The sequence below is a fragment of the Nostoc sp. LEGE 12454 genome, from assembly GCF_056620565.1.
In genome coordinates this window covers 88,893-104,432 of sequence record NZ_JBWQXL010000022.1, presented here as the reverse complement: position 1 = coordinate 104,432, position 15,540 = coordinate 88,893, and the positions used below count along the sequence as shown (strand labels likewise).

At 43.8% G+C, this 15,540-nt stretch carries 14 protein-coding genes and 2 pseudogenes; 14 read left to right on the top strand and 2 right to left on the bottom strand.

Annotated features, from left to right (window positions below):
• The first annotated feature begins 446 nt into the window (after window positions 1-446).
• From AC1F2U_RS21910 to AC1F2U_RS21900, 3 genes are all read left to right on the top strand, one after another.
• On the top strand, window positions 447-722 hold the full coding sequence (locus AC1F2U_RS21910; protein ID WP_480262985.1) for a prevent-host-death protein: 276 nt from the start codon (window positions 447-449) through the stop codon (window positions 720-722).
• Window position 723: 1 nt separating this feature from the next.
• Window positions 724-1,119: a PIN domain-containing protein gene (locus AC1F2U_RS21905; protein ID WP_480262984.1), complete on the top strand. Its 396-nt coding sequence runs from the start codon at window positions 724-726 to the stop codon at window positions 1,117-1,119.
• A gap of 446 nt (window positions 1,120-1,565) precedes the next feature.
• Window positions 1,566-3,176, top strand: coding sequence for a PQQ-dependent sugar dehydrogenase (locus AC1F2U_RS21900; RefSeq protein ID WP_480262983.1), 1,611 nt, complete (start codon window positions 1,566-1,568; stop codon window positions 3,174-3,176).
• Window positions 3,177-3,318: 142 nt separating this feature from the next.
• Here the strand turns inward: AC1F2U_RS21900 and AC1F2U_RS21895 are convergent.
• A pseudogene (locus tag AC1F2U_RS21895) lies at window positions 3,319-3,726 on the bottom strand (NADP-dependent oxidoreductase); the annotation flags it as partial.
• Between the two features lie 115 nt (window positions 3,727-3,841).
• Here AC1F2U_RS21895 and AC1F2U_RS21890 point away from each other — a divergent pair.
• Complete coding sequence (locus AC1F2U_RS21890) at window positions 3,842-4,129, top strand: element excision factor XisH family protein (protein WP_480262982.1); 288 nt, start codon at window positions 3,842-3,844, stop codon at window positions 4,127-4,129.
• Window positions 4,111-4,452 (top strand): element excision factor XisI family protein, encoded by a 342-nt coding sequence (locus tag AC1F2U_RS21885; RefSeq protein ID WP_480262981.1) that lies wholly within the window; start codon window positions 4,111-4,113, stop codon window positions 4,450-4,452. Before AC1F2U_RS21890 ends, AC1F2U_RS21885 begins: the two co-directional genes overlap by 19 nt.
• A 61-nt stretch (window positions 4,453-4,513) precedes the next feature.
• Here the strand turns inward: AC1F2U_RS21885 and AC1F2U_RS21880 are convergent, their stop codons facing one another.
• Window positions 4,514-5,092 carry a Uma2 family endonuclease gene (locus tag AC1F2U_RS21880; protein ID WP_480262980.1) on the bottom strand — a complete coding sequence of 193 codons (579 nt, stop codon included), beginning with the start codon at window positions 5,090-5,092 and terminating at the stop codon, window positions 4,514-4,516.
• 959 nt (window positions 5,093-6,051) lie between these two features.
• Here AC1F2U_RS21880 and AC1F2U_RS21875 point away from each other — a divergent pair.
• The 9 genes and pseudogenes from AC1F2U_RS21875 to AC1F2U_RS21835 all read left to right on the top strand — a co-directional run bounded on the left by AC1F2U_RS21875 (window position 6,052) and on the right by AC1F2U_RS21835 (window position 14,829).
• The gene (locus AC1F2U_RS21875; RefSeq protein WP_480262979.1) at window positions 6,052-6,228 is read left to right on the top strand and encodes a hypothetical protein; all 177 of its coding nucleotides are present in this window, start codon (window positions 6,052-6,054) and stop codon (window positions 6,226-6,228) included.
• Window positions 6,229-7,680, top strand: a complete 1,452-nt coding sequence (gene nifB, locus AC1F2U_RS21870; protein WP_480262978.1) for a nitrogenase cofactor biosynthesis protein NifB — start codon at window positions 6,229-6,231, stop codon at window positions 7,678-7,680.
• 118 nt (window positions 7,681-7,798) lie between these two features.
• Window positions 7,799-8,155, top strand: a complete 357-nt coding sequence (locus tag AC1F2U_RS21865; RefSeq protein ID WP_334843529.1) for a 4Fe-4S binding protein — start codon at window positions 7,799-7,801, stop codon at window positions 8,153-8,155.
• A gap of 34 nt (window positions 8,156-8,189) precedes the next feature.
• Window positions 8,190-9,398 (top strand): cysteine desulfurase NifS, encoded by a 1,209-nt coding sequence (nifS, locus tag AC1F2U_RS21860; protein WP_480262977.1) that lies wholly within the window; start codon window positions 8,190-8,192, stop codon window positions 9,396-9,398.
• A 139-nt stretch (window positions 9,399-9,537) separates the two neighbouring features.
• Window positions 9,538-10,437: a Fe-S cluster assembly protein NifU gene (nifU, locus tag AC1F2U_RS21855; RefSeq protein ID WP_069073113.1), complete on the top strand. Its 900-nt coding sequence runs from the start codon at window positions 9,538-9,540 to the stop codon at window positions 10,435-10,437.
• Between the two features lie 222 nt (window positions 10,438-10,659).
• On the top strand, window positions 10,660-11,016 hold the full coding sequence (locus AC1F2U_RS21850; RefSeq protein WP_094327393.1) for a globin domain-containing protein: 357 nt from the start codon (window positions 10,660-10,662) through the stop codon (window positions 11,014-11,016).
• A gap of 349 nt (window positions 11,017-11,365) precedes the next feature.
• On the top strand, window positions 11,366-12,259 hold the full coding sequence (gene nifH / locus AC1F2U_RS21845) for a nitrogenase iron protein (protein ID WP_322674540.1): 894 nt from the start codon (window positions 11,366-11,368) through the stop codon (window positions 12,257-12,259).
• 150 nt (window positions 12,260-12,409) lie between these two features.
• Window positions 12,410-13,324: pseudogene (locus AC1F2U_RS21840) on the top strand (nitrogenase component 1); the annotation flags it as partial.
• 98 nt (window positions 13,325-13,422) lie between these two features.
• Window positions 13,423-14,829 (top strand): site-specific integrase, encoded by a 1,407-nt coding sequence (locus AC1F2U_RS21835; protein ID WP_480262976.1) that lies wholly within the window; start codon window positions 13,423-13,425, stop codon window positions 14,827-14,829.
• Window positions 14,830-15,540 lie beyond the last annotated feature (711 nt).

Genomic DNA, 15,540 nt, shown 5'->3' with positions numbered 1-15,540 from the left:
GTCCCTTACTTATAGAAATCGCCGAAAAAGATTTAGTTTAAGGTTTAATCTGATTGCTGCTCTCTACAATTATGAGCTTTGTCTCCCCAAAATAAAATCTTCCTGAGCGACTTTTGCAAGAGGTCTAATGTTTCCAGATTTCAGGGAATTTGGAAAACCTCTCTCTAAATCTCTCTCCTAAAAGGAGAGAGACTTTGAATTTTCCCCCTTCCCGCGTCGGGAAGCAGCTTAGGGGGTTAGGTTTGGCGTTGGTTTTTCAGATTAATTGGAAACTACGATGTCTACGCCTACGCAATTTCTCTGCGAAACTTTGAATTCTCTCTTGCGGCATAGGATAGCGTTTTCCTGAGAGATCGTACCAATACAGCCATTCTCTGGTGATACCGGAATAGAGAATGGGTATAAGTTACGCTAGGTTATAATTAGCAGTCAAACTTTTAAAACAAATGAACTGGAAACTTGACGAAGCACAACAAAAACTGCCAGAGGTGATTGATGCTATTGCATCAGAACCTCAATTAATCTTCAATCAAGACAAATTAGTTGCTGCGATCGTAGAACCTAAACTTTTCCAAGATTTCCTTGCTTGGCATCAGCAACAAAAAGTCTCTTCCCTCGCAGATGCTTTTGTCGAACTACGTCAACTCTGTGCTGAAGAAAATTACATTTTAGAAACTCCTCCACGATGTGGCGATCGCCATATCCCATTTGCTGAGGAATAGTATGAGCTTTCTCTGCGATACTAACATTATCAGTGAATTAGCTCGTCCATTACCCAATCCTGGAGTCATTGCCTGGAGTAAAAGCATCTCATCAATTTTTCTGAGTGCTATTACATTGGAAGAAATTTGCTATGGCTTATCAGCAAAACCCAATCACAGGATTCAAACGTGGCTTGATAATTTTTTGCTAACTTACTGTCAACTAATCCCTGTCAGCTCAGAAATTGCTAAACGTGCGGGTGAATTAAGAGGATACTTACAAACTCAAGGAAAACCTCGCACTCAAGCGGACATAATCATTGCCGCAACCGCCGAAATTCACCAAATCACATTAGTAACAAGAAATACAAAGGACTTCGAGGGATGCGGTATTGCCATACTTAATCCATTTACTTAAGTTTTGAGATGCGATGTCTACGACGGGCTGCGCCAACGCAATTTCCCCCATAGCATGCTCACTTTCGCTACAACTATGAGCCGCCGCTAGTTATACCAAGGGATACGTGCAATCAATTACCACTATTTGAGAAAAACCAAGTCTTCAGCCTTGGGTTTTGCAAACACAAACTTGGCTTTTTGACCGAGAAGGAAGGCTGTTAAGACACTCTAATGGTTTCGAGGCTAGCTTGAGGAATATTTTAGTTGACAAGAGCGATCGCTCTGCCTTTTTTATCGGTTCGCCCATTTTTTGATGAGTTAGAAAAAATAGCAGTAGATAAAGATATTTTAAGTGTTTCAAAAAAATAATACTCCTGAGTTAACTTTGTTCAAATTCTCGGTTAAATCGGCTAGCCAAGAATTATGTGTAATATATATCGCTACCAAGGTAGAGGGAGGATAAAAATGGTTGCATTTACTCTAAAACCAACACAGATGCTCGGACGTATACTATCTGCATCACTAATTAGTTTGATGTCCTTAGAGGTTCTTAGCACCGCAGCGATCGGCCAACCGCCCCCTGCGTCTGTTGAAACCAAGCTGAAAGTGCCTAGTACAATGACTTCTTGGCCCTTTAATACTACCCGTTACTTGAAAGTGCCGCCCAATTTCTCCATCTCTGTTTATGCTCGCATTAACAAAGCTCGCTTTATGGCAGTTGCTCCCAATGGGGATCTTCTAGTATCACAGCCCAGTTCTGGTAAAGTGTTAATTGTCCGTCCAAATGGCAGCAAAGACCCGATTATTTCTGACTTCGTAACGGGTCTACGCAAACCACACGACATTGTGTTTCACAAAATTGACAACACCACATACGTTTATATATCTGAGAGTCATCAAATTAACCGCTTCATCTACAACTCTGGAGACTTAATCGCAAAAAACCGTCAAATCGTTGTAGTTGGCTTACCAGACAGCAGCACACGGGAACTCAAAGGCGCTTATGGTCACGAACTGAAAAATATCGCACTTGATGCCAACCACAAACTGTACGTGTCGATCGCCTCTACATGCAATGCTTGTAAGGAAGATACCGTCAGTACTCCAAAGCGTGGTGCAATTTACCAGTACAACGCTAATGGAACCAATCAGCGGCTTTTTGCCCAAGGTTTACGTAATGCCGAAGGGTTAGCATTCTTACCTGGTACAAACGATCTTTGGGTAGTCGTTAATAATCGAGATAACATCGCCTATCCTTTCAACGATAGCAGTGGCAATTACGGCAAGATTATCCCCTCCTATGTAGACAACCACCCACCAGAGGAGTTCACGAAAGTTCGAGATGGCGGTAACTACGGTTGGCCATTCTGCAATCCCAATCCTGACACGTCAAACGGCCTTAACAATATGCCATTTGACCGCGACTATCAGTTCAATGCTAACGGAAGTGTTAATTGCAATGCAATGGACAGGATTAGCAAAGGTATCCAAGCCCATTCCGCTCCCTTGGGACTAACATTCTTACAAAATACCAACTTTCCCAGCCTATACTCAAATGGAGTAGTGGCAGGGCTGCATGGTTCATGGAATCGGCAAAAGAAAACGGGCTACAAAATAGCTTACTTTCCCTGGAACAGTACGACAAAGACCCCAGGACAGGAGATAGATTTAGTCACCAATTGGGTAGTTCCAGCAACGCAAGAAACCTGGGGGCGACCTGTGGATATGGCAGTAGATCGGCAAGGTAATTTGTTAATTTCGGATGACTACAGCGGCAGCATCTATAAGCTCTCCTACACGCCCACGCCGTCACAACAGGTTAAAGTTTACAAAGACCCTAACTTTGGTGGAATTTCCCAGTCTTTTCCTACGACTCCAGGAGTATACAAAGCCAACCGAGGTGACTTAAATATTGTTGGTAATGACAGTATTAGTTCATTAAGTGTACCACCGGGTACAGGGGTACGTGTATGCCAACATGAAACTGGTGGTTTATGCCGTGACTATACTGGTGGTGATTATAAATTCCTTGAAAATGGTCTTGATAATATCATCTCGTTTATAGAGGTCAAGTAGCACCACTCACCGAATTTTTGATTTTAAATTTTGGATTTTGGATTTAATACTTTACAGCAATTTTCATATATCTGAACTACATCTGTTGTCAGGGCAGAGCATTGCTGTATCCCTATCGCATGGTCTATTTCTGAAAATAGCTTCGCAGTGCTTGCAGAGCCGTGAGTGCTGCTAAAGGCACAGCCGCAGCTTCTTCATAAGATAAGTTCGTTGGTTTGAGAACCACCACACTTTCTGGAACAGCTGCAAATTCGGCATAACCTCCTCCAGGAAAGCTAGTACTGCCGTAAATAGCATCTCCTGGTTTAAAACGGGTGACACCAGAGCCAACGGCTACCACATCTCCCGCCACATCAAACCCCAGAATCTTCGGAAATTTGCTGCCGGTAATCAAACTCAACATCCCTTGGCGAATTTTCCAATCAATGGGATTAACGCTACTAGCACGAACTTTCACAAGTAACTGCGTTGAATCAATTTTCGGCTGTTCCACATCTTCATACTGCAACACTTCAGCGCCGCCATACCTATGGATAACCACTGCTTTCATCGCATTCCTCCTGCTACCATCTTTTGCTGAATGAACTCAGACAGCCTGTTTTTCCTGATAAATCTAGTGTAGCGATTTCCTAAAATAAAAATATCATGCTAGAGACCTTTATCTGTTGGCGGCGGAAAAAGCAGAATCCAAAATTGCAGTTGAGATTAAAAGTTTTACTGGGAGATCGGATGTTGATGATTTAGAAAAAGCATTGGGTCAGTATATTTTATATCAGGATATATTGATTGAATTGGAGCCAGAGCGAGTACTATATCTTGCAGTACCTAACAGTGTTTTTGATGATTTATTTGAAGAACCTATCGGCAAACTGTTACTGAGAAATCATCGTTTAAAGCTGATTACATTCGATCCAAAACAGGAGGTCATTAAACAATGGATTATACCAAGTTAGACCACTATCGCCAGGTGATTGAAACTATCCTCACTGAATATGCTTCACTACCCTATTCTTATGCCAATATTCAATCAGAAGTGGTGTTTGATCGAAACCGCGATCGCTATTTGTGGATGGATATAGGTTGGGATGGCGATCGCCGCATTCATGGCTGTCTGGTTCATATTGACCTGATTAATGGCAAAATCTGGATTCAACGGGATGGCACGGAAGAAGGCATTGCCGCCGATTTAGAACGGGCTGGAATTCCTAAAGAACATATTGTTCTGGGGTTTCGTCCACCGGAGTTAAGACCCTACACAGGCTATGCAGTTGCTTAAGGTGCGTAGGCGCAGCCCGTCGTAGACATCGTTCTTTAAAAGTTAATACAGAACATTCTCTTTATTCTTCGGTGGTAAATACAACACCTTCATACAGCAATTCAATTGGACACTCAAATTCAATGCTCGATAAAGTGACGATATCTCCACCCGTGTAGGGATAGTAAAGCCACATCCTACCTTCACCCCGACAGTAACGTTCGACGGAGATTTGTTCTGAGTCAATCAAGATATATTCTTGCAAACTGGGGATTGTCAGATAATAAGTAAATTTTTCACCCCGATCTTTCGCGCTTGTACCTGGTGAAAGAACTTCGGCAATCAGCTTGGGATGTTGAATAAAGTTGCGGGCATTAAGGTCTTCAGGGTCGCAACTGACAATAACATCAGGATAATAGTAGCGACTCTGGGCAGTGAGTTGCATTTTCACATCTGACACATTCACTCCACAACCCCTGGAACGCAAATGAGGGTACAAAGGTCTGTAGAGATTTAGTGCAATGTCATTATGGGGAATTGTACCGCCTGTCATCGCAAACACTTCGCCATTGGCATATTCGTAGCGAAGGTCTTGCTGAGGTTCCCATTCCAGATATTCCTCAACGGTCATTTTTAGCGGCTGTTGGGAAATGGCTATCATAACTTAAGATTTTTTCACGCTTGGTTTGATTGTAGCTAAATAGTATCAGCAACAAAGAGCGGTATCTGGAAAACCTCTCTCCTATAAGAAGAAATATTTTAAATTTTGCCCCTTGCCGTGTTGGGAATGGGGTTTTTTGTTAAGGTTTGTAGTGAGCAATTCAGAAAATTCATTGCGATCGCTCAATCATGTTAGATTATAGTTTGTTGTTTCTCTCAAACACAAAACCTGAGAGTTTCCTACCCATCTCCTCATTGTGGGAATGAAAAAAAAGGGGTTAAAAGTTAAGTTTTTTGAAAATTATGTGCAGCAACACGTCTATTCCCACTAACTCATAGGGCTTGCCAGATAAGGCTTAAAGACATAATTGAACATCATTCTCAAAGAAAAATTAAAAGAATATGAAGTGCATTTTTACCCTCAAAAAAATGATATGTTAGATACAGAATTGAATTTCGCACGTTTCTGGAGTAAAACAATATAGATTACTCCAGTTTTTCACCCTCAAACCCCTGGCATTTATTGCTTCTGACGCAAATTGAGGGCAATCTGAGTACACATTTAAATAACCAAAATCCAAGTTGCAATTAGATTAAATTCTTTGCTGGGATTGGGTTGTGGCTGAGTACAAAGAAATCCTGAACCCCCATCTATAAACACTAGAACCCCAACCAAAAAAGACTAGAACCCCTACCTGAAAAAAACTTTTTTAATTCTTGTAATGCTTGAAGAATTAGGGTTTTTGGTATTTGAGTACAAATGTAATAAATCCAATAAATTCTATCCTAGAGAGACGCAACATCTGGCTGGGAGACGGCTGCTATAAATCTTATATCGCCAATCACCTAACGCTCTGAAACAAAACAAAGCGAAGGGTGAGTGGAGGGATGACATAGCACCATGCCTGAAGTGAAGAGAAGTCGCGGCTGTAAGCACAAATTCTACCCAAGAACCGAACGTTGACACACACCAGCCGAACATCAGATACCTATCGCCTGCCTGACTTGAAAACAAGTCGCCCTCACCCAAAGGTTTGCAGGCAGTGTGGAAGACGCGACTTCAATTCTGGGCATGAAAGAGTAGCAACGGCATCTCCCACAGTGGCAGCCAAGTCCACCGACCTTTTGCGAAACTAAATGACATCACCGTCTACACGACTCCTCAACTCCAACGCTACGGAATCGCCAACCCAAGCAAAATCAGGTGGTTGCGGCTGCGACAGCCCGAGTAGCGCCACCGTGGAAAGGGACGAAAAGCTCGAAGAACGTATTGCGAAACATCCCTGCTACAGCGAAGACGCTCATCACCACTACGCCCGGATGCACGTTGCAGTTGCACCAGCTTGCAACATCCAATGCAACTATTGCAACCGCAAATATGACTGCGCTAACGAAAGCCGTCCTGGAGTAGTTAGCGAATTGCTAACACCAGAACAAGCAGCACACAAAGCTTTGGTCATTGGCGGCAAGATTCCCCAAATGACAGTTGTGGGAATTGCCGGCCCTGGCGACCCTCTGGCGAACCCAGATAAGACTTTCCGCACATTTGAGTTGATTGCAGAACAAGCACCAGACATCAAGCTGTGTTTATCAACCAATGGTTTAATGCTGCCCGACTACATCGATCGCATTAAACAATTAAATATAGATCACGTGACGATCACCATTAACATGGTAGATCCAGAGATCGGTGCTCAGATTTATCCTTGGGTTCACTACAGACGCAAGCGTTATAGAGGTCTTGAAGGTGCGAAAATCCTCCACGAAAGACAGATGGAAGGATTGCAAGCCCTGAAAGATGCTGATATCTTGTGCAAAGTTAACTCAGTGATGATTCCTGGAATTAATGACCATCACTTAGTCGAAGTGAATCGAGTCATTCGTGAGAAAGGTGCATTCTTGCACAACATCATGCCATTGATTTCTGCACCAGAACATGGCACACACTTCGGTTTAATCGGTCAACGCGGCCCCACACCCAAAGAACTCAAAGAAGTTCAAGACAACTGCTCCGGTAACATGAAAATGATGCGCCACTGTCGCCAGTGCCGCGCCGATGCAGTCGGATTGTTGGGAGAAGACCGCAGCCAAGAATTTTCTAAAGAGAAATTCTTGGAAATGACTCCAGATTATGACATGGAGAAACGTCAAGAAGTTCATGACGGGATTGAGAAATTTAAAGAAGAACTGAAAGTAGCCAAAGATAAGGCGCTTGCCGGCAAGAAATTTGCCAACAGTCCGAAAGTCCTAGTTGCAGTAGCAACCAAAGGCGGCGGATTGGTTAACCAACACTTCGGTCATGCGAAAGAATTCCAAATTTACGAAGTGGGTGGAGATGAAGTTCGCTTTGTCAGCCATCGCAAAATTGACCAATACTGCCAAGGTGGATACGGCGAAGAAGCTTCCTTTGAGCATATTATGAAAGCGATCGCAGATTGCAAAGCAGTTCTAGTCTCCAAGATTGGTAACTGTCCTCAAGAAAAATTGCAAGAAGCTGGAATCAAGACTATTGAAGCTTACGACGTGATTGAAAAGGTTGCTTTGGAGTTCTACGAGCAATACGTTAAAGAATTAGGGAATAACGAATAGGGCATGGGGCATAGGGCATGGGGCATGGGATAAGAAGTATATCCCTAATGCCCTCCCCTAAAGCCAATCCTCAATGCCCAATGCCCACTGCCCCATTCCCAAAAAAGGAGAATAAATCATGGCTTACAAAATTCTTACTAGCCAGTGTATTTCCTGCAATCTCTGTCTAACGGTATGTCCCACAAATGCAGTTAAAGTGGTTGACGGACAGCACTGGATTGACCCTGAACTTTGTACAAACTGTATTGGTAGCATTCATACCGTGCCTCAGTGTAAAGCTGGTTGTCCCACCTGCGACGGTTGCATTAAGCAGCCTAGCGATTACTGGGAAGGCTGGTTTACCAATTACAACCGTGTAGTCGCTAAATTAACAAATAAACAAGATTACTGGGAACGTTGGTTTCAAAGCTATTCCCAAAAATACTCTGAGCAGTTGCAAAAGCGTCAATCCCAATCAGTGGGTTCTGAAGCTTAATTAAATAATTCGTAATTCTTAATTGAAGACAACAATGCAAAATAACTGCATCTATCTCGATAATAATGCTACCACTAAGGTAGACCCAGAAGTTATAGAGGTAATGTTACCTTACCTCACAGATTATTACGGCAATCCCTCCAGTATGCATACCTTTGGTGGGCAAGTCGGTAAAGCAGTGAGAACAGCAAGAGAACAACTTGCAGCCATCCTGGGAGCCGATGAGTCAGAAATTGTCTACACAAGTTGTGGAACTGAGGGAGATAACGCCGCAATTCGAGCCGCACTGTTGGCGCAACCAGAAAAGCGACATATCGTCACTACTCAAGTAGAACATCCCGCAGTACTGAATGTCTGCAAACAATTAGAAACCCAAGGTTATAGTGTTACCTATCTATCAGTAAATAATCAAGGGCAGCTCGATCTAGATGAACTAGAAGCTTCCTTGACGGGTAACACCGCCCTGGTGACAATTATGTATGCTAATAACGAAACCGGCACGGTTTTCCCGATTGAGCAAATTGGGTTGCGCGTCAAAGAATCTGGCGCTATCTTCCATGTAGATGCAGTGCAAGCAGTGGGAAAAATCCCCTTAAATATGAAGACTAGCACCGTGGATATGTTAACCCTGTCTGGTCACAAGCTGCACGGGCCGAAAGGAATTGGTGCTTTATATATTCGGCGCGGAGTTCGGTTCCGTCCCTTCATTCTTGGGGGACACCAAGAACGCGGACGTAGGGCGGGAACTGAGAATGTTCCAGCAATTATCGCCTTGGGCAAAGCTGCGGAACTAGAAATGTTACACTTAGAGGAATCGATCGCCAGAGAAAGAAAGCTGCGCGATCGCCTCGAACAAACTTTACTAGCTAAAATCCCCGATTGTGTAGTTAACGGTGACGTTACGCAGAGATTGCCAAACACAACCAATATCGGCTTCAAGTACATCGAAGGTGAAGCAATTCTACTGTTATTGAACAAATACGGTATCTGTGCATCATCCGGTTCTGCTTGTACCTCCGGTTCTCTGGAACCTTCCCACGTCCTGCGGGCAATGGGCTTACCCTACACAACTTTGCACGGTTCAATTCGCTTCAGTCTTTGTCGCTACACCACAGAAGCCGAAATCGATCGAGTAATAGAGGTAATGCCCAGCATTGTAGAACGTTTACGCGCCCTCTCACCCTTCAAAAATGATGACGCAAGTTGGTTGCAAGGACAAGAACAAGCACTAGCGCATCGTTAGGGACTGGGAAAAAAGGTTAAAGGTTAAAGGGTAAAGGGTAAAGGGTAAAGGAATGATTTTTCCCCTTCCCCCTTCCCCATTACCCCTTCCCCAATCCCCCCACTCATAACTCATAACTCAGCACTCAACACTTAATAATATGTGGGACTACACCGATAAAGTATTAGAACTGTTTTACGATCCCAAAAATCAGGGAGAAATTGAAGAAACGGGCGAAGCTGGAGTTAAGGTTGCAACGGGTGAAATCGGCAGTATTGCTTGCGGCGATGCTCTGAGATTGCACCTGAAAGTAGAAGTAGAATCTGATAAGATTCTAGATGCTCGGTTTCAAACCTTTGGTTGTACTAGTGCGATCGCATCTTCTAGTGCATTAACCGAAATGGTCAAAGGTTTAACTTTAGATGAAGCTTTGAAAGTGTCCAATAAAGACATTGCAGATTACCTGGGTGGTTTGCCAGAAGCAAAGATGCACTGCTCTGTCATGGGACAAGAAGCGCTAGAAGCCGCTATCTATAATTATCGTGGCATTCCTCTAGCTACCCACGATGATGATGATGAAGGTGCATTAGTTTGCAGTTGCTTTGGCATCAGCGAGTCTAAGATTCGTCGCGTGATTCTAGAAAATCATCTCACGGATGCCGAACAAGTAACAAATTATGTGAAAGCTGGTGGCGGATGCGGTTCCTGTCTGGCGAACATTGATGATATTATTAGATCAGTTCAACAGGAATACGCCTCACCTGCTCTCAACAATTACGGCGTACAAGTTGCCACAGAAATTGTTACATCTAAGGAACGAGCGCTAACAAACGTCCAAAAGATTGCTCTAATTCAAAAGGTTCTTGATGAAGAAGTCAGACCCGTACTCATTGCAGACGGGGGAGATGTAGAACTCTATGATGTAGAAGGCGATCGCGTTAAAGTTGTACTGCAAGGTGCTTGCGGTTCCTGTTCTAGTAGTACAGCAACTCTGAAAATTGCGATCGAAGCCAGATTACAAGATCGTGTCAGCAAGAGCCTTGTAGTCGAAGCAGTTTAGGAATTGCTGTAGGACTTAACGTATTCTACAAATACGCTCTAATATGCATTCAGCCAGGAACAGAAAGTAGGATTTGAACCATATAATTGTCTCCACATCAATGCTTCAATCCTACCGACAACCGATAGCTAAATTAGCTATCACGGCTAACAGCATATAGGCAAAAAGATTAAGTGCCTACTTGCAAATTTCATCATCCAACTCGCTTCAAAGGAACAGGATATGAGCACATTGTACGACAACATTGGTGGACAACCAGCTATTGAACAAGTAGTAGATGAACTCCACAAACGCATTGCCGCAGACAGCCTCCTCAGCCCCATTTTTGCTGGTACAGACATGGCGAAGCAACGCAATCATCTAGTTGCTTTCTTAGGTCAAATATTTGAGGGGCCAAAGCAATACGGCGGTCGTCCAATGGACAAAACCCACGCTGGAATGAACCTACAGCAACCACACTTCGATGCGATCGCCAAGCATCTCGGTGAAGCAATGGCTGTGCGTGGAGTGTCAGCAGAAGACACCAAAGCTGCACTAGATCGCGTCACAAATATGAAGGGCGCTATTTTGAACAAGTAATAGGACTTATGTATTGATTGTTGACAAATAACAACATCAAGTCCTATTGAATCTTGCAAGCTGAAACACATTATGACGTATTTGTAAATCGCGTAATTTTCTTTGTTCTTTGTCAACACAAATGACAAAGGACAAAGGACAAAAAATCAAAAGAAAAAAATTTTAACGAGGAAGATCGATGAACTTACTGTCAATAATTTTGGCTGTGGAGCGATCGCCCCCAGCAGGCATTTATGCCAACGCTACCAACGATGCTCTACACGCGCTCACTACTGTCGCTCAACTGGCGTGAACGCAACTGACAAACGCACAGACCCACCAACCAACCAATTGCAGGGAAACACGAACAATGACAGACGAAAACATTAGACAGATAGCTTTCTACGGTAAGGGCGGTATCGGTAAATCTACCACTTCCCAAAACACTTTGGCAGCTATGGCAGAAATGGGTCAACGCATCCTCATCGTCGGTTGCGACCCTAAAGCTGACTCCACCCGTTTGATGCTGCACAGCAAGGCTCAAACAACCGTTCTTCACCTCGCCGCAGAACGTGGTGCAGTAGAAGATATCGAACTCGAAGAAGTAATGCTAACCGGTTTCCGTGACGTTCGTTGCGTAGAATCTGGTGGGCCAGAACCCGGCGTAGGTTGCGCCGGTCGTGGTATCATCACCGCCATCAACTTCTTAGAAGAAAACGGTGCTTACCAAGACCTAGACTTCGTATCTTACGACGTATTAGGTGACGTTGTGTGTGGTGGTTTCGCAATGCCTATCCGTGAAGGCAAGGCACAAGAAATCTACATCGTGACATCAGGTGAAATGATGGCGATGTATGCTGCTAACAACATCGCTCGTGGTGTTCTTAAGTATGCACACACAGGTGGCGTGCGTTTGGGTGGTTTGATTTGTAACAGCCGTAACACTGACCGAGAAATCGAACTAATCGAAACCTTGGCAAAACGGTTGAACACCCAAATGATTCACTTCGTACCCCGTGACAACATCGTTCAACACGCAGAATTGCGCCGGATGACTGTTAACGAGTACGCACCAGAAAGCAACCAAGCTAACGAATACCGGACATTGGCTCAAAAAATTATCGACAACAAGAATCTAGCTATTCCTACACCCATCGAAATGGAAGAACTAGAAGAATTGTTGATTGAATTCGGTATCCTCGAAAGCGACGAAAATACCGCAATGTTGGTTGGTAAGAGTGCTGCTGAAGCTCCTGTAGTATAATTCGCTGCTAATAAATAACGCTTTAGCACAAGGAAAAAGGAAGAGTTCCATATCTTACCTTTTCCCCTCTCACTTGCATCTCCCCCCTAACCTTAGAGGGGACTCCTAGTCCCCCTATGCCCCGATCCTTACAAGTCACAGAGGCTAAATATGACACCTCCAGAAAATCAAAACATCATCGAAGAAAGAAAAGAACTAATTAAAGAAGTTCTAAACGCTTACCCCGATAAAGCTAAGAAAAAACGGGAAAAGCACTTAGGCGTATACGAAGAAGGTAAGTCCGATTGCGGCGTTAAGTCTAACATCAAATCCCTTCCTGGGGTAATGACCGCTCGTGGTTGTGCTTACGCCGGTTCTAAAGGTGTGGTTTGGGGCCCTATCAAGGACATGATCCACATCAGCCACGGGCCTGTAGGTTGCGGTTACTGGTCTTGGTCTGGTCGTCGTAACTACTACATCGGCACCACAGGTATTGACACCTTTGGTACCATGCACTTCACCTCTGACTTCCAAGAACGAGATATCGTTTTTGGTGGTGACAAGAAACTTACCAAGCTCATCCAAGAACTTGATGTACTTTTCCCACTCAACCGTGGTGTTTCCATTCAATCAGAATGTCCCATCGGTCTAATTGGGGATGACATCGAAGCAGTTGCTCGGAAGACATCGAAAGAAATTGGCAAGCCAGTTGTACCTGTGCGTTGCGAAGGCTTCCGGGGTGTTTCCCAATCTTTGGGACACCACATTGCTAACGACATGGTTCGTGACTGGGTATTCACCAGATCCGACCAAGCGAAAAAAGACGGTACACTCAAGTTTGAAGGTACTCCTTATGATGTAGCCATCATTGGTGACTACAACATCGGTGGAGATGCTTGGGCTAGCCGCATCCTGTTAGAAGAAATCGGCTTGCGCGTAGTCGCTCAGTGGTCTGGTGATGGCACCATCAACGAAATGTTGATGACCCCCAATGTGAAGATGAACCTCATCCACTGTTACCGGTCGATGAACTACATCAGCCGTCACATGGAAGAAGCTTATGGTATACCCTGTACAAAGTATGATTTAATATCTTGTGATACCAGGATTTAGTCCACGTCTAACTTTGCTCAGTTTAAACATTGTTCTAAATGGACTAAATTTTAAGACACATTTAAGACACAATGAAAAGCAAAGGGCAGGACGTTTTTGAGGATTTCACTCCGCCAGCATCTACCGATGGCAGCTATCTAGGAACGCAGGAACACATGAAGGCTACTCGGCAGCATCTGGAACGCAAGTTTGATAAAGGTTTGACAGACACTAGGGCCCGTCTAAAAGCCGCTAAGGTCAAAGTTGGTTTGGTCGTGGCACGGGACACTATTCAATTGCAGGCATCTCTACCAATCAAGCCAGGCGATCGCGACACGAAAGGAACTGGTTTTAAGCAGTACAAGATTTCGCTAAATATCCCTGCAAGCTTGGACGGTTTGAGAACAGCTGAGGAAGAGGCAAACGAGCTAGGCAAGCTGCTCGCCCGTAAACAGTTTGAATGGACTGATAAATATCTGGGTAAAATCGCTAAGGTCAGCAACAGATCCCAAACCCTTGGTGATGTTTTAGAAGAGTTTGAAACTGAGTATTTCAAAACACGCAAGTTAACAGAAAAAAGTAAACACACCTTTTTCTATTACAAAGAGTATTTACGGCGATTGATTGGGTTAGATACCTTATTGACTCAACCGGAGATTGATAAGAAGCTTGCAGAGTTGACGGGAGATTCTGCCAAATACAGCGCCGTTAAATCGTTGAAGGTTTTAAAATCAACTCTTAATTTAACTGGTTTCACTCTCGAACATTTTAAAGCTACACAACCAAAAAGTCAGGCTAGGGACATTCCCAGTGATGAGGATATCATCAAATATCAGGAATCTTTTCATCATTATTCTTTGACTAGGAGCTTGACAATCAAGAAGAATTGCTTAGACAGTTGGAAGATGTGGGAATGGGTGTATGGAATGCTTGCTACCTATGGACTACGCCCAAGAGAACTGTTTGTAAATCCTGAAATTGATTGGTGGTTGAGTCCTGAAAATAAAGATAATACATGGAAGGTTCACCCAGATACTAAGACTGGTTACAGGGAAGTTTTACCACTACATCCTGAATGGGTTTACTTGTTTGATTTAAAAAACGTAGAGTATTTAGAACTTTTGAAAGCTCAAACTGATGACAGAACTAGTTTTACAGATATCAACACTATTCGGGTTAATTGTTCATCCTGGTTTAGGCGCGTAAATATTCCGTTTACGCCCTATGACTTACGCCACGCTTGGGCGATTCGAGCGCACATGATGGGCATTCCAATTAAAGCTGCTGCTGACAATTTGGGGCATTCTGTAGAGATTCACACTGAGATTTATCAGAAGTGGTTCAGCTTGGAGAACCGGAGGAAGGTAATTAAGCAGGCAGTGAATAAAAAAGATGATATGGATACGTTGAAGCAGGAGAATGCACGGCTAAGGGCTGAGGTGGAATATCTCAGGCAAGCTCTGGCGCGGCATCAAATCAGCGAGGTACTGTCTACTTGACACACTACGGAGTTTGTCTACCTCATGATTCTTGTGTGCGAAATTTTTTATTTTTTGCCTTCACTAAAATTTTAGGTAGCAACACTCCGGCTACATTGCTTGCTGTGTTTGGATTAGAGGCTGCTACTACCTAACTTGGTTGTGACCTTAGCTCCTACCTCACCCTATTCCGGTTGCCACCTCCATAGCAGCAAGACCTTGCCGATGCATTGGGGTTAAAATTGGCTATTTTCTAAGGAATTGAAATTTTGTCTACAGTTGCTAAAAACGGCTCAGATAAAGCTTTTTAGCCGTCTACACCCCAAAATTTAGCGCCATTTTTCTGTAGACATTGTAGACAAGGAAGGGATGGGATATTGAGCCTCAACAGTGCCACTACACTACAACACGTAAGCTACTCAACAGCTACTCAAGCCAGACAACAGTCAACTGTAGACAAACTGTAGATAAGGTGTAGGCGGTTATGTGTGGCACATGTGACCGATGATCGAGGCAGGATCGAGGCAGGATCGAGGCACAGTCAAAGCCAAGTCTACATCTTTTTGGGGCATGGTTAAACACTGTTCTAGTTACATTGTGATATTAAAAGCTAGAACAATACTTTAATGCAAACCGCGCACCCGCCCTTGAGTGCGATGGCAACGAGAACACCGCAGGCATCGCAATCAAGGGCGGGTAGGTATCGCTCTTATGGCTGCATTGTTTTTTGCA